This window comes from Streptomyces sp. NPDC006510 (assembly GCF_040611955.1).
GTDB lineage: Bacteria > Actinomycetota > Actinomycetes > Streptomycetales > Streptomycetaceae > Streptomyces.
In genome coordinates, this window is the sequence record NZ_JBEXPH010000018.1 from 23,074 (window position 1) to 46,652 (window position 23,579).

General features: G+C 69.6%; 26 protein-coding genes and 5 pseudogenes. 15 read left to right on the forward strand and 16 right to left on the reverse strand.

The window, feature by feature from the left end:
* Positions 1-21: 21 nt before the first annotated feature.
* Positions 22-1,575, reverse strand: coding sequence for an APC family permease (locus ABZY11_RS08640; RefSeq protein WP_356478431.1), 1,554 nt, complete (start codon positions 1,573-1,575; stop codon positions 22-24).
* A gap of 191 nt (positions 1,576-1,766) precedes the next feature.
* Here ABZY11_RS08640 and ABZY11_RS08645 point away from each other — a divergent pair, with 191 nt between their 5' ends.
* On the forward strand, positions 1,767-2,483 hold the full coding sequence (locus tag ABZY11_RS08645) for a TetR/AcrR family transcriptional regulator C-terminal domain-containing protein (RefSeq protein ID WP_356478432.1): 717 nt from the start codon (positions 1,767-1,769) through the stop codon (positions 2,481-2,483).
* 15 nt (positions 2,484-2,498) lie between these two features.
* Here the strand turns inward: ABZY11_RS08645 and ABZY11_RS08650 are convergent, their stop codons facing one another.
* Positions 2,499-4,079 (reverse strand): hypothetical protein, encoded by a 1,581-nt coding sequence (locus ABZY11_RS08650; RefSeq protein ID WP_356478433.1) that lies wholly within the window; start codon positions 4,077-4,079, stop codon positions 2,499-2,501.
* Positions 4,080-4,219: 140 nt separating this feature from the next.
* On the opposite strand from ABZY11_RS08650, the pseudogene ABZY11_RS08655 reads away from it, so the two are divergent.
* A pseudogene (locus ABZY11_RS08655) lies at positions 4,220-4,330 on the forward strand (short-chain dehydrogenase); the annotation flags it as partial.
* Between the two features lie 200 nt (positions 4,331-4,530).
* Positions 4,531-4,677 (forward strand): SDR family oxidoreductase, encoded by a 147-nt coding sequence (locus ABZY11_RS08660; protein ID WP_356478434.1) that lies wholly within the window; start codon positions 4,531-4,533, stop codon positions 4,675-4,677.
* 105 nt (positions 4,678-4,782) lie between these two features.
* Here the strand turns inward: ABZY11_RS08660 and ABZY11_RS08665 are convergent, their stop codons facing one another.
* The 3 genes and pseudogenes from ABZY11_RS08665 to ABZY11_RS08675 all read right to left on the reverse strand — a co-directional run.
* Positions 4,783-6,276, reverse strand: a complete 1,494-nt coding sequence (locus ABZY11_RS08665; RefSeq protein ID WP_356478435.1) for a protein kinase — start codon at positions 6,274-6,276, stop codon at positions 4,783-4,785.
* Positions 6,273-8,312 (reverse strand): serine/threonine-protein kinase, encoded by a 2,040-nt coding sequence (locus tag ABZY11_RS08670; RefSeq protein ID WP_356478436.1) that lies wholly within the window; start codon positions 8,310-8,312, stop codon positions 6,273-6,275. The genes ABZY11_RS08665 and ABZY11_RS08670 overlap by 4 nt, the downstream gene beginning before the upstream one ends.
* Positions 8,313-8,483: 171 nt before the next feature.
* A pseudogene (locus ABZY11_RS08675) lies at positions 8,484-8,639 on the reverse strand (nitroreductase); the annotation flags it as partial.
* Positions 8,640-8,791: 152 nt separating this feature from the next.
* On the opposite strand from ABZY11_RS08675, the gene ABZY11_RS08680 reads away from it, so the two are divergent.
* Positions 8,792-9,523 carry a 2OG-Fe(II) oxygenase gene (locus tag ABZY11_RS08680; protein ID WP_356478437.1) on the forward strand — a complete coding sequence of 244 codons (732 nt, stop codon included), beginning with the start codon at positions 8,792-8,794 and terminating at the stop codon, positions 9,521-9,523.
* Positions 9,524-9,560: 37 nt separating this feature from the next.
* On the opposite strand, the gene ABZY11_RS08685 is transcribed toward ABZY11_RS08680, so the two are convergent.
* On the reverse strand, positions 9,561-10,613 hold the full coding sequence (locus ABZY11_RS08685; protein ID WP_356478438.1) for a polyprenyl synthetase family protein: 1,053 nt from the start codon (positions 10,611-10,613) through the stop codon (positions 9,561-9,563).
* Entirely contained in the window at positions 10,610-11,695 is a 1,086-nt protein-coding gene (locus tag ABZY11_RS08690) for a tetratricopeptide repeat protein (protein ID WP_356478439.1), read from the reverse strand. The genes ABZY11_RS08685 and ABZY11_RS08690 overlap by 4 nt, the downstream gene beginning before the upstream one ends.
* Before the next feature lie 542 nt (positions 11,696-12,237).
* On the opposite strand from ABZY11_RS08690, the gene ABZY11_RS08695 reads away from it, so the two are divergent.
* From ABZY11_RS08695 to ABZY11_RS08710, 4 genes and pseudogenes are all read left to right on the forward strand, one after another.
* The gene (locus tag ABZY11_RS08695) at positions 12,238-12,618 is read left to right on the forward strand and encodes a hypothetical protein (protein ID WP_356478440.1); all 381 of its coding nucleotides are present in this window, start codon (positions 12,238-12,240) and stop codon (positions 12,616-12,618) included.
* 180 nt (positions 12,619-12,798) lie between these two features.
* Complete coding sequence (locus ABZY11_RS08700) at positions 12,799-13,260, forward strand: hypothetical protein (RefSeq protein ID WP_356478441.1); 462 nt, start codon at positions 12,799-12,801, stop codon at positions 13,258-13,260.
* A gap of 35 nt (positions 13,261-13,295) precedes the next feature.
* Entirely contained in the window at positions 13,296-13,487 is a 192-nt protein-coding gene (locus tag ABZY11_RS08705; protein ID WP_356478442.1) for a DUF6381 family protein, read from the forward strand.
* Positions 13,488-13,584: 97 nt separating this feature from the next.
* A pseudogene (locus ABZY11_RS08710) lies at positions 13,585-13,722 on the forward strand (LLM class flavin-dependent oxidoreductase); the annotation flags it as partial.
* Positions 13,723-14,278: 556 nt separating this feature from the next.
* Here ABZY11_RS08710 and ABZY11_RS08715 read toward each other — a convergent pair.
* A pseudogene (locus ABZY11_RS08715) lies at positions 14,279-14,674 on the reverse strand (caspase family protein); the annotation flags it as partial.
* Between the two features lie 303 nt (positions 14,675-14,977).
* Here ABZY11_RS08715 and ABZY11_RS08720 point away from each other — a divergent pair.
* Genes ABZY11_RS08720 through ABZY11_RS08730 form a run of 3 tightly spaced genes read left to right on the forward strand, consistent with a single transcriptional unit; the run spans position 14,978 to position 15,788 of the window.
* On the forward strand, positions 14,978-15,160 hold the full coding sequence (locus ABZY11_RS08720) for a hypothetical protein (RefSeq protein WP_356478443.1): 183 nt from the start codon (positions 14,978-14,980) through the stop codon (positions 15,158-15,160).
* Positions 15,161-15,201: 41 nt separating this feature from the next.
* Positions 15,202-15,447, forward strand: a complete 246-nt coding sequence (locus tag ABZY11_RS08725; RefSeq protein WP_356478444.1) for a hypothetical protein — start codon at positions 15,202-15,204, stop codon at positions 15,445-15,447.
* The gene (locus ABZY11_RS08730) at positions 15,447-15,788 is read left to right on the forward strand and encodes a hypothetical protein (RefSeq protein WP_356478445.1); all 342 of its coding nucleotides are present in this window, start codon (positions 15,447-15,449) and stop codon (positions 15,786-15,788) included. The genes ABZY11_RS08725 and ABZY11_RS08730 overlap by 1 nt, the downstream gene beginning before the upstream one ends.
* A 232-nt stretch (positions 15,789-16,020) precedes the next feature.
* On the opposite strand, the pseudogene ABZY11_RS08735 reads toward ABZY11_RS08730, so the two are convergent.
* From ABZY11_RS08735 to ABZY11_RS08770, 8 genes and pseudogenes are all read right to left on the reverse strand, one after another.
* Positions 16,021-16,337, reverse strand: a pseudogene (locus tag ABZY11_RS08735) (integrase); the annotation flags it as partial.
* A gap of 181 nt (positions 16,338-16,518) precedes the next feature.
* Positions 16,519-17,442 (reverse strand): GNAT family N-acetyltransferase, encoded by a 924-nt coding sequence (locus tag ABZY11_RS08740; protein ID WP_356478485.1) that lies wholly within the window; start codon positions 17,440-17,442, stop codon positions 16,519-16,521.
* 304 nt (positions 17,443-17,746) lie between these two features.
* Positions 17,747-18,160, reverse strand: coding sequence for a hypothetical protein (locus ABZY11_RS08745; protein WP_356478446.1), 414 nt, complete (start codon positions 18,158-18,160; stop codon positions 17,747-17,749).
* On the reverse strand, positions 18,157-18,372 hold the full coding sequence (locus ABZY11_RS08750) for a hypothetical protein (RefSeq protein WP_356478447.1): 216 nt from the start codon (positions 18,370-18,372) through the stop codon (positions 18,157-18,159). Before ABZY11_RS08750 ends, ABZY11_RS08745 begins: the two co-directional genes overlap by 4 nt.
* The gene (locus ABZY11_RS08755) at positions 18,365-18,838 is read right to left on the reverse strand and encodes a hypothetical protein (protein ID WP_356478448.1); all 474 of its coding nucleotides are present in this window, start codon (positions 18,836-18,838) and stop codon (positions 18,365-18,367) included. The genes ABZY11_RS08750 and ABZY11_RS08755 overlap by 8 nt, the downstream gene beginning before the upstream one ends.
* Positions 18,839-18,988: 150 nt before the next feature.
* Positions 18,989-20,077, reverse strand: a complete 1,089-nt coding sequence (locus tag ABZY11_RS08760) for a hypothetical protein (RefSeq protein ID WP_356478449.1) — start codon at positions 20,075-20,077, stop codon at positions 18,989-18,991.
* Positions 20,078-20,481: 404 nt separating this feature from the next.
* Entirely contained in the window at positions 20,482-20,685 is a 204-nt protein-coding gene (locus ABZY11_RS08765; RefSeq protein ID WP_356478450.1) for a hypothetical protein, read from the reverse strand.
* Between the two features lie 96 nt (positions 20,686-20,781).
* The gene (locus ABZY11_RS08770) at positions 20,782-21,570 is read right to left on the reverse strand and encodes a hypothetical protein (protein WP_356478451.1); all 789 of its coding nucleotides are present in this window, start codon (positions 21,568-21,570) and stop codon (positions 20,782-20,784) included.
* A gap of 180 nt (positions 21,571-21,750) precedes the next feature.
* On the opposite strand from ABZY11_RS08770, the gene ABZY11_RS08775 reads away from it, so the two are divergent.
* The 4 genes from ABZY11_RS08775 to ABZY11_RS08790 are packed head-to-tail and all read left to right on the forward strand — an operon-like array spanning position 21,751 to position 23,577.
* Complete coding sequence (locus tag ABZY11_RS08775; protein ID WP_266424206.1) at positions 21,751-22,179, forward strand: Asp23/Gls24 family envelope stress response protein; 429 nt, start codon at positions 21,751-21,753, stop codon at positions 22,177-22,179.
* A gap of 41 nt (positions 22,180-22,220) precedes the next feature.
* On the forward strand, positions 22,221-22,451 hold the full coding sequence (locus tag ABZY11_RS08780) for a hypothetical protein (RefSeq protein WP_356478486.1): 231 nt from the start codon (positions 22,221-22,223) through the stop codon (positions 22,449-22,451).
* Positions 22,448-22,900, forward strand: coding sequence for an Asp23/Gls24 family envelope stress response protein (locus tag ABZY11_RS08785; RefSeq protein WP_356478452.1), 453 nt, complete (start codon positions 22,448-22,450; stop codon positions 22,898-22,900). Before ABZY11_RS08780 ends, ABZY11_RS08785 begins: the two co-directional genes overlap by 4 nt.
* Positions 22,897-23,577 (forward strand): DUF6286 domain-containing protein, encoded by a 681-nt coding sequence (locus tag ABZY11_RS08790; protein ID WP_356478453.1) that lies wholly within the window; start codon positions 22,897-22,899, stop codon positions 23,575-23,577. Before ABZY11_RS08785 ends, ABZY11_RS08790 begins: the two co-directional genes overlap by 4 nt.
* Positions 23,578-23,579 lie beyond the last annotated feature (2 nt).

Consider the following 23,579-nt stretch of genomic DNA (forward strand, 5'->3'; position numbering starts at 1 on the left):
GGGATGCGGCCCGCCCGCTCGTCAGATGGTCGGGGCGACGCCTTCGGTGGGCGCGGGCGCTGGCGGCGTCCGGGGCGCGGACGGCCGGTCGCGGTGGAAGTAGGGGGCACGCCGCCCGTACTTGGCCCACAGGGCGGCCGGGACCCCGGTGACGAGGATGACCACCGGCACCAGGGTCAGGAAGCGGCCGTTGTCGGCGGCGAACGCGAAGTGGTCGGAGGACGTCCACAGGCTGTAGACCATGTAGCAGCCGAGCCCGAGCAGCGCGAGTCCGCACACGACCGGCACCAGCACCGTGACCAGCAGCATGCGCGGGTTCCGTCGCGCGTCCGGAGCGAAGGTGATCGCGCAGGCCAGGGCGGCGAAGGCGTAGTAGAGGGAGATCAGGATGCCGACGGAGGTCACGGATCCGACGATGATGTCCTGCAGGCTGCCCAGACCGGCCGACAGCAGGGCCAGAACCATCGACAGCGCGGCGATCCGCAGGGTCGACAGGTGCGGGGTGCGGCGGCGGGTGTGCAGTGCGGCCCAGCCGGCGCCGAGCACTCCGTCCCGGCTCATCGCGAGTGTCTGGCGTGCCGATCCGATCAGCACCGACTGCACACACGCGACGATGGAGCACAGCAGGACGACGGTGGTCACCGCCCGGCCGGCGTCCCCGGCCGCCATCTGCCCGATGTAGGGCAGGCCGCGTTCCCCGTTGGCCACCAGCTCCTCGGGGGTCAGGGCGCGCTGGAAGGCCACGGCCGCGAGCAGGAACAGTCCGGCGACCGCCGCGAGCGACCACATGCCGGCCCGCGCCGAGGTACGTGCGTCGGCGTTCTCCTCCGTCACCGAGAACGCGGTCTCCCAGCCCCAGTACATGAACACCGCCAGCAGGATGCCCGTCGCCATCACCGAGGGCGAGGAGAAGACGGTCGGGGAGAACCACCGGAGGTCGAAGGAGGCCGCGCCACCGGCGACGACGGCCCACAGACAGACGGCGAGGAGCACCACGAACTCCAGGCTGATGAGGACCAGTTGGAAGCGTGCGGCGACCTCGATGCCGAGGATCGCCAGCGCGGTGAGACCGGCGGCAAGGACCAGGCCCGCCGCCATCGAGGCGAACACGGGAGCGTCGGCCAGGTTCACGCCCGCCACCCGGTGCAGCCCCATCGAGTCGAGCGCGAGCAGTGTGTACTGCCCCATCAGCGGGATGGCGTAGGACAGGAACAGCACCTGGGTGACGACGGTCACCCAGCCGATCATGTATCCCGGCATCGGTCCGACCGCCTTGCCCACCCACACGTATGCCGTGCCGCAGTTGGCCTCGCGCTGGTTCAGCTTGGTGTAGGCCAGGGCGATGCCCAGGATCGGCAGCAGACCCAGCAGGAAGGCGGCCGGGATCCCCACGCCCACCGAGGCGCCGATGATGCCCAGGCCGACGCCGATGCTGAAGGTCGGGCTGATGTTGGACAGGGAGAGCACGACCCCGTCCAGCACCCCGAGCACCTTGGGCAGCGCCACGGGGTGTCCCGACGGGGTGCCCGCGGTCGCGGTGTCGGGTGCGGGGGAGGGGGGCGGGTGACCGGGCATGGGCGTCTCCTTGGCCTCTGACATCGCGGTGCGATCTGCCGGGTGTGGTGCGGGTGGCGGCAGCGTGGCAGGGAGGCGAAGACAAAGTCAACGGTGATGACAACATGGTTGACTCACGTGTGGCGCGGGAATGGCGTACCCGGGCGCGACTGGCGGCACAATGGGGCTGACCGGAGCGAGGGGAGTGCGCAGTGGAGTCACGTACGGGGAAGCAGGCCGCGGCGGCGAGCGGGAAACGTGCCGAATCCGGCCGGCCGCGGCCGTCGCTCAGTCCTCGGCTGATCGTCGAGGCGTGTCTCGATCTGATGGACACCGAAGGCGCCGACGCCCTGACGTTCCGCCGGATCGGTGCCCAGCTGGGCGCCGACCCCACGGCTCTCTACCGGCACTTCCGCAACAAGGACGATCTGCTGCTGGCGGTGGCGGATCATCTGCTGGAGGAGGGCCTCGAAGGATTCGAGCCCTCCGACGACTGGCAGCAGACGCTGCGCAGGCTGTTCATCCGCATCCACAAGGTCTATCTCTCGCACCCGCGCGCCGCCGTGCTCGCCACGGTGCGGATCACGCGGCGCCCGGCCGAGATGCGGGTGATCGAGATGACCCTCACCGCGCTGTCCGACGCGGGGTTCCCGCCCGAGCAGGCGGTGCGTCACTACCGTGCGCTGGTGGACTTCATCCTGGCCTGGTCGTGCATGGACGCCACCTACTGCACGCTCGACGCACACACCCGCCGCGGGGACGAGTCCGCCTGGTCCGGCGAGTACGCGGCCGTCCCCGCCGCCACCCACCCCCATATCGCGGCGGCGGCCCCCTACTTGGCCTCGGTGGAGGACGACGCCAACTTCCTTTTCGCGCTGGACCTGATGCTGGACGCCATCGGCGCCCGCGCTCCCGCGGGCCCGGCCTGATCCGAACGGGAGGTCCTAGACGGCCCTCAGGCCGATGCGGTCGATGGCACACGTCCCGGGGACCTTGGTGCTGTCGGGGTGCTGCCCGAGGTGGGTCAGGCGGAGCGTGTTGGTCCCCGCCCGCAGGGACACCTGGGTGAACTCCGGCTCGGCGTAGGCCGTGACCGGGCTGTAGAGGTCGAGCGGCGATCCGATCGTGGTGCCGTTCACCGACAGCCGGTAGATTCCCCGGGACTCGTGCCGCTTCACCCGCAGTCGCAGGGTTCGCGGGCCGGCCTGCGGCAGCCGGAACTCGCAGGTCAGTGCATCGCCGGGCGCCGCCGGTGTGAACAACAGCCCGTGGCCGGCGCCGCATTGGGGGTCGGCGAAGACCTCGGCGCGGCCGCCCGGGGCGGAGAACGCGAGTTGTTCCGCCTCTGCCACCCAGTCCAGCGGGCGTGGCGTCCAGTCGCCGCGCGAGTCGCAGAGCACCACACGGGTGCGGTCGGTGGCGGCCTCCGTGTCGGTGTAGGCGACCAGGCGGCCGTCGGGCGAGAAGGCCGGATGGGGGTGACCCGGATGGGCGGACCCCCAGCCCACCAGGCCGAGCGTGCGCGGTGGGTGTACGCCGGCCAGGTCCACCAGGGCCACCGCGCCCACCTGCCCGAACGCCGAGCCGTTGCGGCCGTTGGTGTCGGTCACGGCCCAGCGGCCGTCCGCGGTGAGATCGCAGTGGTTGTACGCGCCGTTCGCGCCCGAGGGCCCCGGCGCCACCAGCCGGTCCGGCCGGTCGTCCGGGTGGACCATCCACAGTCCCGAGGCGCTGCCGCCGATGGCCACGGCGAGGCAGCCGGTTTCGGCACGGGACTTCCACACGTTGTGGGTGCCGACCGGGACGCCCGCGGCGGCCTGGTCCCAGATCAGCTTGCCGTGCGGCGCGTGGACCGGATGCAGCGCCCAGGCGAGGATGTTGCCGCCGAGCGAGTAGCCGATCCATTCGGGATCGTGGGCGCTGTACTGGAAGTGGGTGGCGAACACGTCCCCCGAGAAGACCTCTCTGCCCCGGCCGCCCGCGAGCTCGATCTCCACCGCCGTGGTGGGACCGGCCGTGATCGGTGCCGGGTAGTGGCTGCACAGCACCCGGTCGCCCGCCGGATGCAGATTGACGACGACGCTGAGCGCGCGGCCCGGTGGCGGTGAGTAGAGTTTCACGGGCGAGGGATCGGCCAGATCGATCAGCCAGACCGCGTTCTGCGCGCAGGTGACGAGGCGTCCGGAATGGATGTTCCACCAGACGAACGGATTCCGGTCGTCCGCCGGGGTGGCGAACCGCGCCAGGAACCGCTCCTTGCCGGACCGCAGATTCACCTCCCACAGACTCGTGGCCCCGGTCTCCCGCTGACCGAGCACGATGCGGTCGGCATCGACGAAGCCGTTGTGCGTGGGGTACGTGAAGTAGCGCCGCTGGTCGAACGAACTGAGATGGCGGAGCTCGAACTGTTCCTCGGCCGTAGCGGCGACGGCCGCGCTCACGCCTCCCGTCCCGGCGGTGAATCCTGCGGCCAGTGCTGCCAGCCCGGCCATGCGGCCGAACCCTCTGCGGGTGATCTCACTCATGGCGTCCTCACTTGTGCGTGCTCACGGTGGGTGGCGCTCAGCTTCGAACCCGCCAATGGGTGAAGTCAAGGTACTAATACGAATTAGTAACGGCTCGGCGATGGCCGGGCGGCCGTCCCGAGGAGGGGTGCGCCGTGCTGGTGCACGGCCGGAATCCCGTACCTGCCGACGAGGTTGCCGCGGAGCTGAAAGCCATCGGCGCGGTGGCGGACGTCGTGCTGGGCGACCTCGCCGATGACGAGGCCGCGGAGAAGGTGGCGAATCGGGCCCGTGCGTGGGGTGTTGACGTGCTGGTGAACAACGCCGGCCCGTTCGCCGAACACGACTGGGAGTCCGCGGAGCCGACGGCAAATACGGTGAGTCCCGGGGTGATCGTCACCGACGGCACGCGGAAGATGTCCGAGGACGGAGCGGCCGACCGGGGGAGTGGTCCGAACTCGAGCCGTCGGTGGTGGCCGAGTACGCACCGAACCCGACGGGACGGCTGGGTACCGCCGACGACGTCTCGGCGGCGGTGGCATTCCTGGCCGGCCCGCGCGCCGGCTACGTCCACGGGATCGACCTGTGCGTCGACGGGGGCATCGCCCTGATGCCGTAAGCCGTTTCGTGGTGCCCGTCGGGTGGGCGGGACCGGGTCCGGGCAGGTGGTGAGGTTTGCGTACGGGATGCCGGACCACAGGTACGGGTGGTATGGCTCGTGCGGCTACTTGGGCACCTTCGGGTATACCGTTCGGGCGAACCTCGCCACATAGTCGCAGTCCCCGGTGAGGTAGTTGTCCCCTTCGGTGGCGAAGACGACGGCGTATCCGAAGGACGTCGGCCACGACACCTCGCAGGCGGACTCCGAAGCGTTGGTGTACGCCTTCGCGTCCGGGATACCGGAGAGGTCCACCGGGTCGGTCCGGCGATCCTTGCGGATCACCTCGATCCGGTTCGGTGCGTACGCCAGTGTGTAGAAGCCGTCCATGTCGGTGTCGGGGTCGCCGAACTCGGCCGTCTGCCACTTGCAGGACTTCATGGACTCCGAGCCACTGCTGTACCCGCCCGGCGTGCCCGTGTCCACGAGCACGTGTTCTTGGATGATGTCCCTGTCGAGGATGTCGCACGGGTCGGTGCTGCCGGCCACCGGCTTGGCGCTGGGGGTGGCCCGGGGGCCTCGGCCGGCGGCGGAGTCGTCCGGCCTGCCGGAAGGGCCCAGCCAGGCCACGGCGCCCCAGACGGCGGCCGCGGCCAGCGCCAGACCGCCGATGGCCGGCAGGGCGATCCGCCCGAGCCTGGGCGACGAGCCGCTGCCGGTACCGGGAGCCGAGGGGATCTCGTCGGGCGGCAGCACCTTCGTTTCCGCCCGGCGCTCCCGCACCATCGCGCTCACACCCGCCGGGAGCCACTCGGTGTCGTCCGTGGACGTGGCCAGTTGCTCCAGGGCCTCGGCGACGGTCGGGCGGCGCTCCGGCTCCGTGGCCAGACAGCTCTCCAGGAACGGGACGAGTTCGGCCGGTACACCGGTCAGGTCGGGAGCCTCGTGGACGGTCCGGTAGTGGATCGCGGCCGCCGTGCCCTGCCCGAAGGGGCTGTGCCCCGTGGCCGCGTACACCAGGACGCAGGCGAGGGCGAAGACGTCGGAGGCGGGCCCGGTCTCGCGGCCGAGGCACTGCTCGGGGGACATGAAGCCGGGCGTGCCGATCACGGAAGCCGTCAGGTGTGCCGAGTCGAGCGCCCGGGCGATGCCGAAGTCGATGACGCGCGGACCGTCGTCCGCCAGGATCACGTTGGCGGGTTTCAGATCACGGTGCACGAGCTGCGCGGCGTGGATCGCGGCGAGCCCCTCGGCCAGGCCCGAGCCGAGTACCCGCAGCGCGGTGTACGGGAGCGGGCCGTGGGTCCGCACCGCCTGCTGGAGGGACGGCCCCGGAATGTAGGCGGTGACCAGCCACGGCGGATCGTCGTCCACGCCCGCGTCCACGACCTGGGCGGTGTAGAAGCCGCCGACTTTTCGGGCCGCTTCGGCCTCCAGGGCGAACCGCCGCCGGAATTCCGTGTCTTCGGCCAGCTCCGGGTTCACCAGCTTCACCGCGACCATCCGGCCGCCCTGCGACCGGCCGAGGAACACCTGCCCCATGCCGCCGCGTCCGAGCCGGCCCACGAGGCGGTAGGGCCCGACGCGGCGCGGGTCCCCGGCGGCCATGGGTTCGCTCACCCGACGGTCCACAGCTGCACGGTGGAGAGCATCTTGGCGTTGGTGTAGGCGGTGGCGAGCGTCCGGCCGTCGGGGTGGAAGGCCACGTCACCGACGCCGCTGCGGCCCGCCGGGACGGAGACGACCTCCTTGTGGGACGCCAGGTCCCACAGAGCGATATGGCCCTGTACCGCACCGGCGCCGCCGGCTCCGGCGACGACGGAGCCGTCCGGGCTGATCGCCAGGCTCTGGTTCTGGTCGTTCGCGGTGCCGATCCTGGCGGTCAGCTTCCGTGTGGCGACGTCCCACAGAGCGATCCCGCCGAAGGTGGCGGCCAGGGTCCTGCCGTCCGGGGAGAACGCGACGGTGGTGACCCCGAAGGCATCCGTGCCGTCCAGCGGCAGTGTCGCGACCGGCGACCAGGACGAGGTGTCGAACAGGACCACTCCGCCCTTGAGTTCGCCCCCGTACCCCGCGGCCAGGGTCTTGCCGTCCGGGCTGAAGGCGATGCTCCGCACCGCGAACATGCTGCTGCCCCTGCCCGCACCGACGATCAGATCCTTGACCTTCTTCCCCGAGCGTACGTCCCACAGCAGGACCTCTCCGAAGCTGTCGCGCGGCCCGCCCTGGGCGCCGGCCACCAGCTTGCCGTCCGGGCTGAACGCCACCGCCTGCATCGCGTACATGCTGCTGCCCTTGAAGGGCGAGGTGAGCGCCGCGATCTCCTGGCGCGAGGCGGTGTCCCAGACCGTGATCCCGCCGCCGCCCCGGTAGTCGGTGTCCCGGTCCCGCCCTCTCAGATAGCCGAGGGCGAGCAGACCGTCGCCGCCGAACGCGACGCAGTGGGCAAGCCCCACGACCTTCGGCGTCAGCGTGACGGTCTTCGACCGGGAAGCCGAGTCCCACAGCGTCACGCTGCTCTTGAGACCGGTGGCCAGCTGCTTGCCGTCCGGGCTGTAGGCGAGGTGGATGGAGGCGTCGGTCTTGCCGACGTCGATGGTCTCGGCCGGCTTGAGCTTCGGGCCGACCGGCTTCTCCCCGGCCGGTCCCCCGCCCTTCGACCCGCTTCCGGACGTCTCCTTGCCGTCGCCGGAGCCGGAGTTGAGCCAGATCCCCACGGGAACCGCCACAGCCGCGGCCGCCGCCACACCGCCCGCCAGGAACGCCCGCCGCCGCATGGTGCCCGCCGCCGGGGCGGCCCGTTGCTCGTCCACCATGGCCGCGACCGGCGCGGGCAGCCACCCGGCGCCCTGCCCGCCGCCCGGGGCGAGCTGCTGGAGCAGATGGTCCAGGCCGGGCCGCTGCGCGGGATTCTTCTCCAGGCACGCCGCGAGCAGCCCGGCCAGCGGCTCCGGGACGTCGGTGAGGTCCGGCTCGGCGTTGACGATGCGGTGGAGCACCTCGGCCCCCACAGCGCCCGCGAAGGGACCGCGTCCCGTGGTGGCGAAGACGAGCACCCCGGCGAGGGAGAAGACGTCCGACTCGGGCCCGGCATGCTGCCCTCGCGCCGCCTCGGGCGACATGAACGCGCCGTGCTCGGCGCTCACCGTCATCGACGGATGCGCGGCGTCCAGGGCGCGCGAGAGGGCGAAGTCGGTGATCCGCGGCCCGTCGTCGGCCAGGATCACGTTGCTCGGCTTCAGGCCGCCGTGCACGAGCCGGGCGGTGTGGATCGCGGCAAGGCCCTCGGCCAGCCCGGAGCCGAGCACCCGCACGGCCTGGTGGGGCAACGGGCCGTGCGCGCGCACCGCCTCGTGCAGGGAGGGGCCCGGGATGTATGCCGACGCCAGCCACGGCGGGTCCGCGTCGGGGTCCGCGTCCACCACCTGCGCGGTGTAGAAGCCCCCCACCCTGCGGGCCTCCTGCGCCGCCTGCGCGAACCGGCGCCGGAACTCCTCGTCCCTCGCGAGCGCGTCGTCGACCACCTTCACGGCGACGAGCCGTCCGCCGCGGGACCGGCCCAGGAACACCCGGCCCATTTCCCCTCGCCCCAGCGCGGCGACGAGCCGGTACGGTCCGGCCTGGCGGGAGTCCGCCGCCCCCAACTGCTCCCTCATGCCAACATCCATTCCGTCGCGCTTGCGGTCAACGCAGCAGAATAGGCGCCTGATCCTCTTTGAGGAAGTGGCGATCAGAGGTGTGCGCAGGAACGAATGTGGCACACAACTTCGGGTTTATGTGGGCGAGTTCAGGGTTTCGGCTTCCCGCATCGGCACCGCGTCAGGACGTCAGGGCGCGATCGTCAGTACCTCGGCCACGGGGTGGCGGGGTGTGCGCGGCCCGGCGGGGCCGTATCCGAGGCGCACGATCATCTGTGGGTGGCCCGTGCCGAGGGCCGGGTCGCGCAGAAGATGCCGGAGTTCCGGCCATTCGAGGGGCTGCGTCGCGAAACGCCTTTTGCTCGCAGCGCACGTCGTACAGCGCACATCGCACGTCGTGCAGCGCAATGTCCGAATAGCGCCGGATCCGATGCCCGGTGCCGGTCAGTATTCATGGCACCGGAGTCCGTGTACCGAGGAAACCAGGAACCAGATCCATGATCGACACAACACACCCGGCCGGAGCCCTGCGCGACCTGGTCGACGCCACCGACTGGACCGCACTCACCGACGAGATCGACGCATACGGCAGCGCGCCGACCGGGCGACTGCTCACTCCTGCCCAGTGCCGGGAGATCGCCGGTCTGTACGAGGAGACCGAACGCTTCCGCTCCACCGTCGACATGGCCCGCCACCGCTTCGGCTCCGGTCAGTACCGCTACTTCACCCACGATCTCCCCGCAGTCGTGCGGGAGTTGCGGGAGGCGTTCTACCCGCACCTGCTGCACATCGCCCGTGACTGGTCCGCGAAGCTGGGCAAAGACGCGCCGTGGCCCGATGAGCTGGCCGGGTGGCTCGGCATGTGTCACGCGGCAGGTCAGGCCAAGTCCGCCCAGATCCTGCTGAGTTACGGTGCCGGGGACTGGAACGCCCTGCACCGCGACGTATTCGGCGACATGATCTTCCCGCTCCAGGTCGTCACCGGCCTCGACGCGCCGGGCATCGACTACACCGGTGGCGAGTTCCTCATGACCGAACAGCGCCCCCGCGCACAGTCCCGCGGATCGGCCACCACCCTTCCCCAGGGCCACGGGCTGGTCTTCACCACCCGTGACCGGCCGGTCGCCTCCAGGCGCGGCTGGTCGACCGCGCCCATGAAGCACGGAGTGAGCACGGTCCGTTCGGGCCGGCGCCGCACCCTCGGCCTCGTCTTCCACGACGCCGAGTGAGGTGCCCCGGTGCGTCGGGACGGGTGGCCGGACCAGGTCACCCGGTGCGGTCGATGAGGAACGGGAGAAGCGCCAGGATCTCGCCGAGCGCGGCCGGGGCGAGCGGAACGGTCTCCAGACTTCGGCGGGCGCAGGCCAGCTGCTGGTGGGCCTCGGCCAGGGCGGCGGACCGGCCACCGGCCTCCTCGACGAGATCGGCCGCCCGCCGGGCCTCGGTGTCGTCCAGCGGATTGCCGGTGCCGAGCAGCAGGGCGAGCCGTCGGGCGGCGGGACGGTCCGTGGCCAGGGCCGAGAGGACGGGGTACGTCTTCTTCAGCCGGCGCAGATCGCTGTGCACGGGTTTGCCCGTGACCGCAGGATCTCCCCAGATCCCGAGGAGATCGTCCACCACCTGGAACGCCACCCCGAGATGCCGGCCCGCCCGGGCGAGTGCGTCGACGGTCGTGGCCGGAGCACCCGCGAACACCCCGCCCAGGCCCGCCGCGCAGCCCAGCAGCGCCCCGGTCTTGTGTTCGGCCATCCACCGGTACTCGTGCGGCTGGACCGCTTCGGGCCCGTGCCACGGCCGGGACTCGAAGAGCAGGTCGTCGGCCTGACCGCGTACCAGGTCGGTCAGCGTCCCGGCGAGATGCCGGACCGCCGCCGCGCTGTGCCTCCCGGGTGAGTCGGCCAGGGTCTGCACGGCCAGCGCGAAGAGCGCGTCGCCGGCGAGGATCGCCGGTCCGGTTCCGTACGCCTTCCACACGGTGGCGCGCTGTCTGCGGGTCTCGTCGCCGTCCATGATGTCGTCGTGGAGGAGCGAGAAGACATGGATCAGTTCCACGGCCACCGCTCCGACTACCGCGTCCTGTGCCGGTGCGCCGGCGGCCTCGGCGCTGAGCAGCGTGAGGGTCTGGCGGATCCCCTTGCCCTGTGAGCCCGGGGCGGGGCTGCCGTCCGCCGCGGCCCACCCGAGGGAGAAGGCGGCCATCTCCGCGTGCCACGGATGCAGGCGCCGGACGGCCTGTGCGAGCGCCGGGCGTACGAGGTCGCGGCAGCGGGCGAGCACCTCCGGCGGCGCGGCCTGTCGGGTTGCGGGCGGTGTCGTCATCGTCGTCCGCTTTCCTCGTCCGTGTCGCCGCTCTCCTTGCCCGTGTCGCCGTCGACCGGCGCCACGCCGAGTTCGGCGTACGCCTTGTCCACCATGTCCCGGGCGTTGAGCAGGCCGATCCGGCTCAGGGTGCGGCGCAACTCGTGCAGGTCCGCCGCGGTGTCGTTCCGGTCGCGGCCGAGCCGGGCCAGTGATTTGACGAGACCGAGCCGGGACAGCGCCTCGCCCCGGGGTTCGGTCATGGCGCGGAACTCCGCGAGCGCTTCCTCGTACATCTCGCGCGCCTCCTCGTACCGGCCGGCGCGGAAGAGGACGTTGGCGCGCATCTTGTGGTTGTAGGCGAGCGCACTGGACAAATTCATCTCACGGCAGGTGAGTTCGGCCTCCGTGAGCAGAGCGAGGGCACGCTCCGGATCGCCGTCCCGCAGGGAGATGATGTCGGCCATGCCGCGCAGGGCCCACGCCCGGCCGCGCCGGTCGTCGGCGTTGCCGGCGAGCTCGGCCGCCTCCTCGAACATGGTCAGGGCCGTGTCGAGCGAGCCCGTGTTGCGGTGGATCTGTGCGATGCCCTCCAGCGCCCACACGGTGTGACGCGCCTCGCCACGCGCGCGTGCTTCGGCGAGCAGTTGTTCGTGCAGTGCGGCAACGGTCCGGTAGTCGCCCTGTATTCGGCCCGTCTCCGCGAGTCCGGCGAGGGAGTAGCCGCGGGCGACGATGTCCCCGCCGCGCTTGCCCATGTCGGCCGCGAGCCCCAACAGCCGGAAGGCGAGCCTGAGTTCGCCGCGCTGCCTGGCCAGTGTCCCGCCGCTCCACAGCGCCCAGGCCATCGCCCCGAGGTCACCGGCCGAGCGGGCGGACCGGTAACTGGCCTTCCAGGCCAGGTCGGCTTCCGTCACGTTGCCGAGCCTGCGGTGCGCCTCGGCGACGGCGAGCCCGCACCGGGCCACCTCCTGCTGTGAACCGGAGAGTTCGGCCTCCCTCAAGTGGCGTACTCCTTCTGCCAGTACATCTGTGAGAGAGGAGTTCACCGACATCTTGGTGAGGGCGCCTTGGTACTCGGGCGCCAGTGCCTTGCTGTGCATGGGAGCCTTTCGTGCGCGGCCGGATCGGAGCAGGGAGTAACTATGCATTCAATGTATACGCTGAATGCATAGTTGCCTGGTGGACGTACCCGGGTGCTCGTGGGGGTCGGACGTGGGTCGCCGCTTACGGCGAACCGCCTTGCTGTGGATCAAGACGACGGTCGTGCGTCGGAGGTTGCTCCGCGATCAATGGAAGTCGACATTGCCGCTACGGCGGGGCTGCGGCCCCGTGTCCCAGTACGCAGCCATCGGGCCGGAACCGCCCCGCCGTCTCCACCCCTAATGTAGCGACGAGTGTTAGCGGTTACTGTCACAGCAACACGCCCTGGCCATAGTGGGGAGCGGGGGCATTTGAGCTCCTCTTGCGCCCTATGGCAATCGCTTACATGCTGACGCGCAGCCCCCACAACACTCCGATTCCGTTGATCCCCAGGGGAGTTTCCGGATGCGCCCTGCCCGGACACCGTTCACGGACCGTCCGGCTCGGAGGGCCTCATCGCCGCACGCATCATCAGCCGAAGCAGACCGGCCAAGGGGATGACATGAACGCTGCGATCACTCTGGTACTCAAGCGGACCGCCGTGAACGGGACGACACAGACGATGACCGGGGACATCGTCGAGACGGCGACCGGGGCGCCGGTGGCGCACATCGGCAGTTTCGGGCTGCCGTCCGCCTCGGGCCGGTTCAAGAAAGCCGATCAGGGATTCATCGAGCCCTATCTCTCGGCGGGGTGCGGCCGGCGGATCACGGTGACGTACGGCAAACCGGTCGGCACCGAGGTGGGCGTCGACCATACCGGCAGCCTTCCCACGGTCCCCGATCCGCCCTCCGGAAGCTGCCTGAGCGCCACCTCGCAGACCACGAGCCGGGGGCAGCAGGTCACGGTGGTGGGCAATGCGGCCGCACCCGCCACCGGCTGAATCGTTGAATCCGGAACCACGGCTGGTCCGAAACCCGGTTCCGTCCCGGATCCCCTGATCCGCTACGGAACCGGCGGACGGGGTGCCGCCGTGCCCGCGGTCCGGGATCTTCCTCGCGGAGCGGCACCGGTGCCCAATGGCTAAGCTCGACGAGGGGCCCAGTACGGGACGGAGGCTCCCATGACGACGACTCTCGAACCGCGCGATGTCCCCCCTCGCCTCGCCACCGGTGCGTTCATCCTGAACTCCGGCCTGGGCAAGCTGAAAGCCGACGCGGAGACGGCCCAAGGCCTGCACGGCATGGCCTGTGTCGCCTATCCGTTCCTGAAGAGGATCGAGCCCGAGCGGTTCACCCGGCTGCTCGCCTGGTCGGAGATCGCGGTCGGTGGAACGCTGCTCGCCCCCTTTGTGCCGACCAGGCTGGCCGGGCTGGCGCTGACGGGGTTCTCCGGGGGTCTGGTCGGCCTGTATCTCCGGGTTCCCGGGATGCGGGAGCCCGGAAGCCTCCGGCCCACCCAGAACGGGATTCCGATGGCCAAGGACTTCTGGATGCTGGGCATCGGCCTCGGCCTCCTGGGCGCCAATGCCCGCTGGTCACACGCGGCCACGTCCAGCTGTCCATGGCACCGGTCCCGGGGCTGACACACCGGTCGAGCCCGCACATCCAAGGAGTGATCATGAGCGAGTCGGACGAACTCCGCAAACGCGTGCAGCAGATGCGAGCCAAGGCGAAAGGCCTGAAGGACGAAGCCGAGCGCGCCACCGACCCCGAGGAGCGCCGGCGTCTGAAGGAGAAGGCCTTCAGGATCGAATCGGAGAGCGAGCAGGTCAGCGGCATGGCGAGTGGCGACATCTACCCCATGGAGTGAGGCCGGGAGGGACCGGCCCGTTCCCCCGCCCCCGTGCCGGCGGGACTCCGTACGGGAGCGGGGGAATGCCGACCCGCTCCGGACGTTGAACAACGGTGTGAGCTCAGTGATCGCATCCACCCGGTTCTCCGTGCTCGACCGTTCCCGCATCCGTGAGGGGCACGACGGCCCGGAGGCGCTGCGCGACTCGGTGCGCCTCGCCGAGGAGGCCGAGGCGCTCGGATACCACCGGTTCTTCCGACGGACCTTTCTGACCCGCACTCATGCGAGTCGAATCTGTGGTCTCCCGGCAGGACGCCCACGAGGACCTGGCGGCGCTGCGCGACCGGATCGAGACCACTCCGTGGCGCGGGAAACGCGGCCGTACCGCGCTGCGGATACTGCGTGCGCACCTGAATTTCGCCGAAAGGGCGGGAGGCCGTCGGCACGCCGCCAGCGAGCGGCAAACGGCCGAGGAAGCCGGGATTTCCCGGCAGACCCTGCGCATCGCCTACCAGACCTTCCTCAAGCCACTTGGATGGCTTCAGCGGTTGCGGGTCGGCCGCGGCCGCGAGGGCTCCGCCTGGTACCTCGGTGACGGCCACCCCATCCCGGATGCCGCCGAGCGGGCGGCCCACCTCCAGGCGCTGGAGCAGCTCGGCGAGCACCGAGCCGCAGCCCGGTTCGTCGTCCACGACGACGGCCGCTTGGTCCTGCTTCCCGCCCCGCGGCGACGAGACCCCCCGCGAGCGCGCACCGGCCGGGAGCTCGCGGCTCGCACCGCCGGAGTGGCAGCAGCCGAGCACAGCGACGACATGCGCGCCGCGCGCTGCGATCTCGTCGAGGAGGGCGCCGAGTTCGGCTTCCTGGAGCAACGGCTGTCCGCCCGAGTCCAGGCTGTCGGCGCACACGAGCGCCTGACTCCGGCCGGTCGCCGCACGGGGATCGTCGCTCGCGTGCTCGCTGCCGTGCCCGCTGAACCTCAGCAGCGCGGTGTCACCCGGACCGCTGCGTCCCAGATGCTTCCTGATACGGTCGACCACCGCCGCCTTGGTGTCTTCCTTGTCGCGCAGCAAGAGGATCTCCGGATCGGGCCCGCCCTGCTGCCGGAGCCAACTCTCCGCCCCCGCCACGTCGTTGACGCAATCGCTCAGCGGCTGGTCCGGATAGTCGTCGATGCCCACGAGAAGCGCGCACACGGTTCGCATGCGGTGATCGTGCCAGCCCGGCCGGGCCGGGGGCAGGGCGATTCCGGGGCGATCGCCGCGCAGCTGTGCCCCACCACATGCACCGCCGCCGCCTTGGATGTTGACTGCTGAGGGAGATTCACCAGGATCGTTCTGAGGCACACCCGTCGCACATCCTCAGGAAGGATTCGGCGTGACTGTCGGGGACACAATCCGTACGGCCCGTCGTGGCAGGCGAAAGGGCCGCCACCGCCACCACCGGGCGTGCCACCGCAGCCCGGTCCCCATCCGTACCCGGGACCGTATCCGCCCCACGGCCCGTACGTGCCCTACCGCTCGCTGCGGCAGCAGTTCCGCGACGGTGACTGGCCGCCGCTGACGAAGCTGCTGCGGCGGCTGCCCATCCACGGCTGCGTGTGGGCCCTGCTCCTGTTCTGCTTCACGCCTCTGCTCCTGCTCATTCCGGCCTACCCGCTGGCCCGCTCCGCCCGCGCCATGCGCACCTGAAGTTCCCCCCGCACGCCCGCCGCCGCATCATGGATCCGCAGGTGACGCGCGTGCAGCGGATCAGGTCCTGGGCGGCGCTGGCCACGTCGTTGCTGATCCTCGTTGCCTACGGCACCGCGTCGGACTTCGCGGAGGTTCCGGAGCAGTACGCCCTCCGGCTCGCCGTCACCCCGTGGCTGCTGCTGCTCTCCGCGCCCCTGGTGATCCTCGGCCTGTTCCGGATCGCACCCGAGGTAGCGCGGCCGGGCATGCGAGCGCGCCTGCGCCCCGCCATGCGCTCCGCCTGATGTACGTCGTCGCGTTCACGGCGGTTCTGCTGCTGTTCGTGGCCATTGTGTTCGCGGGACAGAGCCTGGAGAACCAGTGGTTCACTCCGCTCATCGCGCTCGCCCCGACCGCTCCGGAGGTGTGGACGGTGTTCTTCGTCTTCATTGGGTCCGCGACGATGGTCCGCACCGTGTTCGGCACCTCCGAGGTGCACTCCGCGCTTCCGGCGCTGCTGACCGGTGTGCTGGTGTGGGAGCCGGCGGCCATCAACCTGGTCATGGATGCCGCCGGGCCCGCCGGTCATCCGGATCTGCGCCCTGATCGCCGGCCCCGTCTCGGTCTCGGCCGTGGCGTGGGGTGAGAGATCGACCGCCTGCGCACGAGGTACGGAGTGACCCTGCGGGGCCGGCCGGTGCCGTGACAGGCAGCGTTCACGGCACCCCGGGGAGGCGACAACCGGTCAGTGACTGCCGGTGAGTTCGCCGCTGAGGCTCTTGCGACGGTCACGAACATGACCACGCCCCACCCGGCGGGCATCCGCCTGGGGTCTTCGGCGCGACGGGGTGCCGGTCGAAGGCCGCGAAGGAGTCGCCTCAGCACTCGATGATGTTCACCGCGAGCCCGCCCCGTGCGGTCTCCTTGTACTGCACGTTCATGTTGGGCCCCGAGCCGATCAAGTCCTTGACGGTCAGTTTTTGGTCCAACCTGCCAGCAGGGACGTCCGAGGGATTTTACGCTGGTGACCTTGCTCCAGCCATGCGTCCATCGCCGTCAGGCCCCGGTGGCCGCCACCCGGCATGAAATGAGCGTAGTGGTCGAGCGTGATCTTCGGGGAGGAGTGCCCGAGCCACGCCGCCAGGCTGACGACGGACTCCCCGGCCTCCAACTGCACGCTCGCGTAGGAGTGCCTTGTGTCCGCAGAGGCCGGTGCAGTCGGAGTCCTGTCGTGATTGGGAAGACGGGTTTTGACGCCGCGTTCGCGACGATGGGGGCAGTGCGTGTTGCATTCCAGGCTCGCTGGTGTGATGCATTCACTCTGTTGGTCGCGGGTGAGTGGGCGGGACGCCGTTGCGGGAGCCCCGTGCCTTCGGTCAGCTCCAGATCATGCAGATCCGGCGTGCGAAGTTGACGTATCCGATGCGCTGGAAAGCGTTCGCCATGGGGGTATTGCCGAGATCCGTGGCTGCCCGGATGCGGGGGACATCCTGCGCGCTGAGGATCCGGGTGCCTTCGGCAAGGATCTCGTCGATGTAGCCGTTGCCCCGGTGTTCGGGGAGTACGGCGAGGTAGCCGATGACGGGGTTGTAGTCGTTGCGGGCCGGGGTGACGAACCCCACCGGCTCGCCGTCCGGCAGCGTCGCGATCCGCCACCAGTCCTGCGGGCTCCGGTAGTGCGCGAGTTCCTCCTCATAGTGTCTGGCCGCCGCTTCGCGGGGGGACATCCGGGTCAGGTCGTCCCTGCTGTGCGCGTCCAGCGTTCCGTCCAGGACCCGAGTCATCAAGGCGAGGATTTCCTCGGTGTCGCGGACCGGCCGGAACGCCAGACGCCCCTTCGGCTCGGGGAGTGGCGTCCCGGGACGCCACTCCAGAAGCAGCCGTTCGACGAACTGGCGGGCACCGGTCCGTTCCAGGGCGAGCATGCGGTCCTCGACGATGCGCCCGGTCGCTCCGCCCTCGCGCCAATCGGGTGGGACGGCTCGGTTGTACTCGGGTGGACGGGCGTCGGCTGGGACCACTGCGGCCGTGGCAGCCCGCAGCAGCCGCACGCCGATGTCCACGCGATCGCGATCCGCGCTGCTGTCGTCGATGTCGAAAATGTCCAAAAGGAATGGTGTGTCGTCTCCGGCCCGACCCCACCATGCGACCCTGGCCAGCAGGCGTTCGCCGCGAAGGGCGACCCACATCCATTCCGGACGTCGGCGGCCGGCGGCAAGGTCGTCCGCCAATTCCTCGTTGAGGGTGTAAGGCAGTTGGGAGAAGAGGACGAGTTCTTCGCGTCCGGTGATCGGACGCATGGTCAGGTCGTTCTGTTTCACGGTCAAGGCACGCTCCGGTGAAGGCGCCCGTCCGCTCCGAGGTCAGATGTGGTCCGCACCCCGGGAGGACACAAGCGCGGTGATCATGGGGATCATGGGCTTATCCCTCCTCTCGCTGTCGTGGCCCCTCACTCTCGCGGTGGGGGTTCCGCCGTAAGGTCTAGCCAAGCGCCGCCCCGTCCGCAAGCCCTTTTCGATTGCCCCGCGTCCGAGAGCGCCCAGTGAATCCCGGTGGGTCAGCCGCACGTTCCGATTACTGTGGTTCGCGGTGCGGGAAGGCGGCTCACGCGGCTTGTGCCGAGGGCGGATTCACGGAGTCGGACGATCTCTTCGTGCTGGGCGGCGAGCCGTGCCAGGGCTGGGCACGGAAGTCCATAAGCTCGTTGATCGTCTGCTCGGATCCGGTCAGCCGTTTCCTGAGCTTGGTGCTCTCCACCTTGAGTCGGACGATCTGAGCTTCACGGGGGTCGGGGATGTCTCCGGTCTGTTGCAGGGCCTGGCGGCGACGCTCGAACTCGGCACGGAGCCGGGAGTGGGAACGGGTGCCATAGAAGGCCGTGCGGTCGACGCCCGCTTCACGGGCGAGGGTCTTGATGTCGCACTTTCCGCCGGGCGGGAACTCGCCGCGCAAAAGGCGGTCCATGGCGGCCCGGATACGGTTCTCGTTCTCAGCCCGCTGGGCTCGGGAAATTCTCACGCGGACTCCTCGTCCTCGGTCACGGTGGCGGCGTCGATCTCAGCGACGACCCGGAGGGCCCGGTCGTAGTTCGCTTGGAGCCCGGTGCGTTCGGTCTTGCGTGTGGTGCCGAGCTGGCCGAGAAACATCTCGGTGCGTTCGGCGTGCTCGGCCCAGACGGGCCGGTGGCAGGGATGGTGAGTAACCTGCGGGCAGCGGGCCGAGTCACACATCCCGACCAGGGGACGATCTGCCATCGGGGTGCCAGCCAGCTTGAGGCAGAGTGCCCGGGACGGGTCGGTGAGCCAGCAGTAGTTCGCCGGGCTGAGGTGAAGTACCTTGGCCCGCTTGGTCAGCAGATTGAGCACGTCGCGGTCGCTGCGCTGTGTCCTTCGGGGCCGCGGCCGAGGCCGCATCGAGCTGGGCGTCGATGCCGACGAAGAAGTCGGTGAGGCTGCGGGCGCCGGGACCGGCGGGCAGAACACCCTCCTGGTAGTTTCGGAACTCCTCCAGTACCAACTGGAGATTGCGCTCGCTCTGGTACTTGTTGACCTCGGCCAGAAGTTCGGCCTGAGCCCCGCCAGGACGCGAGGCATAGCCCTCCGTTGTGGCCGCGGCGATATGTTTCATGTGGATCTTGGTGGCCAGGACGCCGCCGGGCCGGTAGGCCATCTCCAGGGACAACGTCCGCCGCAGCATCCGCAGGTTGACCGGTCCCTCGGGATCGGCGCCAGGCCAAGTCGCTTCCCGGCCTCGGAGTTGACCCAGTTCTTGAACCACTTGAAGCGGACGTTGAAGGAGAACCGGCCGATCAGCAGGGCCCCTTCTGCCGGGGCGTCATGCAGTTGCTCAAGGAGTTCGATCGCGCGATAGACCAGCTCGATGACAACCCACTCGTCGGCGGTGCCGCCCAGCGGCTGCCCCTTTGACAATCTTGCTTGCGATCCGGTAGCGGGGCAGGCCCGGGACGGACTCATCGGGCGGTCGTCGGCAGCCGATACGCAATTCCATCAGCTCACTCGCGCGCATGCCTGAGATAGCGGCAGCGGTGATGATCGCCGCGGTGCGGACGATGCCGACCAGGGCGACGGCCTGGAGCCGGGACAGCGGCAGGGTCCAGGGCAGTGACGCTGTTCCGTCGGCCGCGGGGACCAGGTCGACATCGCGGCCGAATGGTCTCTCGACGCCGACCTGCGCGAGCGCGTCTTCCAGCGCCGGCCGCATGGTGGGTAGCCATGGATGGCAGAACTGGCTCAGCCCGGCCCGGCGGGCGAGGGTGCCCATGGCCACCGGGAGAAGAGGATCGTCCTCGGCCCAGCCCTTTTCGAGGCGCTTCGAGATGTAATGGTCCTCCGGCATGGGCAGGGCTGTGCACGTTCGCGTGTACTCGGCGAGGATTTCGCTGAGCTTCCGGACCGGGAAGCGGTTCTTGGGGCCGACGCGCCGGAGTCCTTGGGCACGTCGTGCCGAGTGAAGTTCGGATTCGCGGATCTTGTGTGCCAGATCGACAGCGTGCGGGCCCAGTACGGACGTCAGGTAGAGGGCGGCCGCGAGCATCGGCTGCGTGATCTCGTCCGCGACCGGTTGGGTCTTGTTCTCGTCTCGGCCGCTGGGTATCTCGGCGACGGCGGAGGCGGTGGTGCCGCCCCAGGGCCGCAGCTCGGCGGGGACGCGGTCGGCGGTGAACAGGTCGTGGTAGTTCACCAAGTCGACGACGAACTGGGCGGCGGATCGCCTGGTCGCGTGGCTGTTCTCGCCGATCAGGGCTCCGTCTAGCACGTAGCGGCGGTGAGCCAGGTATGCCTCGCAGTCCCGGGTGGTGGTCTGCTGCAGGCTGCTGGTCGCCCGTTCGCTCAGCCAGTTGAAGAAGCGGACGAGTTCGTCGAGACGGCCGCGACAACTGGTGACTTGGAGGGGGTTGCGGAAGGCGCGGGGCAACGGGGCGACCGTTTGGTGGCGGGTGAGAGCATCGCCAGGATCAGTTCCGTGGCCACCAGTCGCCAACGCGAGTCCGTGATCAGGGTGAAGTCCCGGATGTCGTCCTCGAACACCGGGCGAGCGGCGTTGTCCGGAAGGGTAAGACCGGCTTCGTCGCAGACATCGGCGCCAGCAAAGACGGCAGAACGCCCGCCGAAGGTGGGAGCGAGAGCGGTGCTCAAGCGGTCATCTCCTCGGGCCACAGGGGAAGTTCGTCGTCCCTGTCGGTGACATGGGTAGCGGCCGAGATGATCACGGCCGGATCGAAGTATCCAGGACTTGCTGGATGCGGGTGGCGCAGGGGCCGAAGACCGCCATGAAGTGGGCGGCGGGCATCTGCTGCCACTGCCGGGAGAAGAACGCCTTCAGCCGCAGCGGGTTGACCGCATGCCGTGGTGCGAACTCCGCCAGGGGACACAAAACAGGCAGACCCAGGGGCGGGCCGGACAGGGCTTGCCCTTCGGGCCGTGTAGTTCGGACAGTTGATAGCCGCAGGCGGCGGTGAACACATCCCGCTGCCCGCCGACGAGTTCGGCGATCACGTCGTCGTCCAGTGCAAGGTCCGCCACTAGCCTTAGGCTAGGGGTTGCGAAGTAACTTGCCCCCATTGGGGCGTCAGGAGATGCACCCACCTGGCCTCGCCATACCCAAGTGAAACGGCGAAGTTAGGCCGCGGTTTCTGCGATGAGGACGGCGGCGGTTACCGGGCCCGAGGTGTCACTGGTGGCTGCGTCGGCTACCGCCGCCCGGACGGCGCGGGCTACTTCCAGCGGATGGTACCCGGGAGCGACCGCAAGCTGGACCTCGATGTGCCGGCCTGGTGGATGGTCATGTTGCTCCACTTTGACCGGGCGGCTTCCCAGTACGGCGGTGAGGTGGGCCACGCCCGGAACAGCCGCTGCGACATCGGCCAGCTCCCCGAAGGGGCCCCGCATGGGTCCCGTTCCGGCCGTGGGGAGCGAACTTCGCGCGGCTGCAGCCTCTGGTGGGGGCCCCATGGCGTTCTCTGCGGTCTGTGGCCTGACGCCTCTCTCCGGGCCCTCGTGGAGATCCGTGACGCGCAGATCAACTGACTCAGTGGCCAGGCCGAGTCCTTCAGCGGCCACGTTGAGCAATGCGCTCCTCAACTGCTCCGCCGTGCGGGGAAGTGGCTCCCCCATGAATGCGGTGAATGCGGCCTCGATCCTGAGCGGGCCAGGCGGCAGCGCGCTTGCCGGCGGGCGGACGGACGGCTCGGACACGGGCCCGAGCGATGCCGGTCCGATGCGCAGGCTTTCCAGCCAAACGCCGGGAATCTCGGCGGCCATGCGCCCAAGGGCCCGGACGGCCGCTTGCTCGGTGATCCATGTCCCGTCGTCAGGCCCGCCGAGAGGGAGCAGCCGACCCAGGTCGAGATGGCGCCGTACTGCCTGCATCCACGCCTCAGTTTTCACCGGACTCTCAGCCTCTTCCATGGCCGCGGTTCTCTTCCTCCCGCATTGCGCCCCGATTCCGCAGGAGCTCTGGGCAGGGGCACTTCGTACCACTCGTTGAACCACTCCGTCTCATGACTCACACCTCTGATAGATCCCAGTAAAACGAATATAATCTGTTTAAAGAGTGCTAGGTGATCTCCTTCAGGGAGGAATAGCCCGATGACTGAGAACACCGGCGGAAAGCACGGCAGTGCGCCCGGCTCTCGCGGTCGGACGACCATTGCCGACGTGGTGGTAGAGAAGATCGCCGGAATGGCGGCACGCGATGTGCTCGGCGTCCATGCCCTGGGCAGTGGATTCGCACGCTCGATGGGATCCATGCGGGAGCGGATGCCCGGCGCAGGTAGCGGCAAGTCCGTCACGCGCGGGGTCAGTGTCGAGGTGGGAGAGGTGCAGGCGGCCATCGATCTGGAGATCGTCGTCGACTACGGCGTCTCAATCACGGACGTGGCCAGTGACGTGCGCGAGAACGTGATCTCCGCAGTGGAGCGGATGGCGGGCCTGGAAGTCGTGGAAGTCAACATCGCGGTCAGCGATGTGAAGCTGCCCGACGAGGAGGACGAGGGGGAGCAGCAGCGGGTCCAGTAGCCAAGGGGGAGCAGCCCGCTTGAGTGAAGGAGCGCGTGATGATGAGCAAGGCTGTGGTCGGCTTGATTGCCGGAATGGCACTGGGCTTCGCTGGGTACTTCGGTGGCTTCTGGGCCTTCCTGCTGGTGCTGGTAATGGGCGCCGTCGGACTTGTCGCCGGGCGCTTGATGGAAGGTGATCTCGAGCCGGGTGACTTCATCCGCCGCCGCCATGACGACCACCAGCGGGTGCGCGATAGCCGACGACAGGCTCAGGGAGACTGGCGGCAGTGACCACTGACGTCGATCGTCGTCCGGGCGTTCCTCGCAGAGAGCGGGGTGCGACCACCGTCTCCGACCACGTCGTCGCGAAGATCGCTTCCCACGTGGCCCGCGAGGCGCTGAGCCGGTTCACCGATTCGGCCCGCTGTGTACCGCCCGGCCGCCGGACACCACACGTGACGACGTCTGTGCGGCGGGCACCGGAGCGGAACGAGCACGCCGCAGGACGAGTCGGCGATACCACCCATGGCCGTCCGGACATGCTCGGCGAAGTACGGATGCGTATCGCCGTGGAGCTGGGCTATCCGTCCGACATCGGGGCTCAGTGCGCTGCGGTGCGCCGCGAGGTCATCGAGCAGCTCAGGACATGGGCCGGCATGGACGTCTCCGAACTCACGGTGTCGGTCGAGAGGCTGTACTCGGTGCACTCGCGGCATAGAGACCGGGAGAGAGTGAGATGAGCGCGAACACCAGGCGGCAGCCGACCGGCGATGGCGACATTCCCTCCGGGACTGGACAGGCGACTTCATCCGCAGGTACCCCCACTGGGGGCGCGACAGCAGCGGTCCACGAATCGGGCCGGTCGGCGCGCCGCTTCTGGTCCGCGCGACGGATTCCCGCAGCCATTGTGGCGCTGCTGTCCGTCGCAGGCATGGGGCTGCTCCTGTACGACGTGGTCTCGGTGCGGGCAGACCAGCCCGGGATGAGCTGGCGACGGCGGCTCGCCGAGGAACTGGCCACACGACCGCTGCATGACATCTGGATGATCGTCGGGGCCGCAGTGGCAATGGCCCTTGGCCTGTGGCTTTTCCTGCTGGCGGTGACGCCGGGACTGCGCAGAGTGCTACCCATGCGGCAGCCCACCGGAATCGCCAGAACAGGGGAGGTCCACGCCGGGCTCGACCGCCACGCAGCCGCACTGAATCTGCGCGACCGGGCCGTACGGGTGTCTGGTGTGCAATCGGCACGGGTCGATTTCGGCCGCCGGAAAGTCAAAGCCCGGGCACAGGCACATTTCCGCGATCTCAACGAGGTCCACGCGGATCTGGACGCCGCGCTGAGCGAAGCCGTAACGAACTTGGGTCTCGCCCGGAAGCCCACGCTGGACGTGCGCGTCCGGCGCCCGAAGAAGGGGTGAGG

What these genes read in the sequence shown, in the direction of transcription:
- ABZY11_RS08640 (WP_356478431.1), bottom strand. Translation starts at nt 1,575, where the DNA reads ATGCCCGGTCACCCGCCCCCCTCCCCCGCACCCGACACCGCGACCGCG.
- ABZY11_RS08650 (WP_356478433.1), bottom strand. Translation starts at nt 4,079, where the DNA reads ATGAGTGAGATCACCCGCAGAGGGTTCGGCCGCATGGCCGGGCTGGCA.
- ABZY11_RS08670 (WP_356478436.1), bottom strand. Translation starts at nt 8,312, where the DNA reads ATGAGGGAGCAGTTGGGGGCGGCGGACTCCCGCCAGGCCGGACCGTAC.
- ABZY11_RS08680 (WP_356478437.1), top strand. Translation starts at nt 8,792, where the DNA reads ATGATCGACACAACACACCCGGCCGGAGCCCTGCGCGACCTGGTCGAC.
- ABZY11_RS08685 (WP_356478438.1), bottom strand. Translation starts at nt 10,613, where the DNA reads ATGACGACACCGCCCGCAACCCGACAGGCCGCGCCGCCGGAGGTGCTC.
- ABZY11_RS08690 (WP_356478439.1), bottom strand. Translation starts at nt 11,695, where the DNA reads ATGCACAGCAAGGCACTGGCGCCCGAGTACCAAGGCGCCCTCACCAAG.
- ABZY11_RS08695 (WP_356478440.1), top strand. Translation starts at nt 12,238, where the DNA reads ATGAACGCTGCGATCACTCTGGTACTCAAGCGGACCGCCGTGAACGGG.
- ABZY11_RS08700 (WP_356478441.1), top strand. Translation starts at nt 12,799, where the DNA reads ATGACGACGACTCTCGAACCGCGCGATGTCCCCCCTCGCCTCGCCACC.
- ABZY11_RS08705 (WP_356478442.1), top strand. Translation starts at nt 13,296, where the DNA reads ATGAGCGAGTCGGACGAACTCCGCAAACGCGTGCAGCAGATGCGAGCC.
- ABZY11_RS08730 (WP_356478445.1), top strand. Translation starts at nt 15,447, where the DNA reads ATGTACGTCGTCGCGTTCACGGCGGTTCTGCTGCTGTTCGTGGCCATT.
- ABZY11_RS08740 (WP_356478485.1), bottom strand. Translation starts at nt 17,442, where the DNA reads ATGCGTCCGATCACCGGACGCGAAGAACTCGTCCTCTTCTCCCAACTG.
- ABZY11_RS08750 (WP_356478447.1), bottom strand. Translation starts at nt 18,372, where the DNA reads ATGTGTGACTCGGCCCGCTGCCCGCAGGTTACTCACCATCCCTGCCAC.
- ABZY11_RS08755 (WP_356478448.1), bottom strand. Translation starts at nt 18,838, where the DNA reads ATGCTGCGGCGGACGTTGTCCCTGGAGATGGCCTACCGGCCCGGCGGC.
- ABZY11_RS08770 (WP_356478451.1), bottom strand. Translation starts at nt 21,570, where the DNA reads ATGGAAGAGGCTGAGAGTCCGGTGAAAACTGAGGCGTGGATGCAGGCA.
- ABZY11_RS08775 (WP_266424206.1), top strand. Translation starts at nt 21,751, where the DNA reads ATGACTGAGAACACCGGCGGAAAGCACGGCAGTGCGCCCGGCTCTCGC.
- ABZY11_RS08780 (WP_356478486.1), top strand. Translation starts at nt 22,221, where the DNA reads ATGAGCAAGGCTGTGGTCGGCTTGATTGCCGGAATGGCACTGGGCTTC.
- ABZY11_RS08790 (WP_356478453.1), top strand. Translation starts at nt 22,897, where the DNA reads ATGAGCGCGAACACCAGGCGGCAGCCGACCGGCGATGGCGACATTCCC.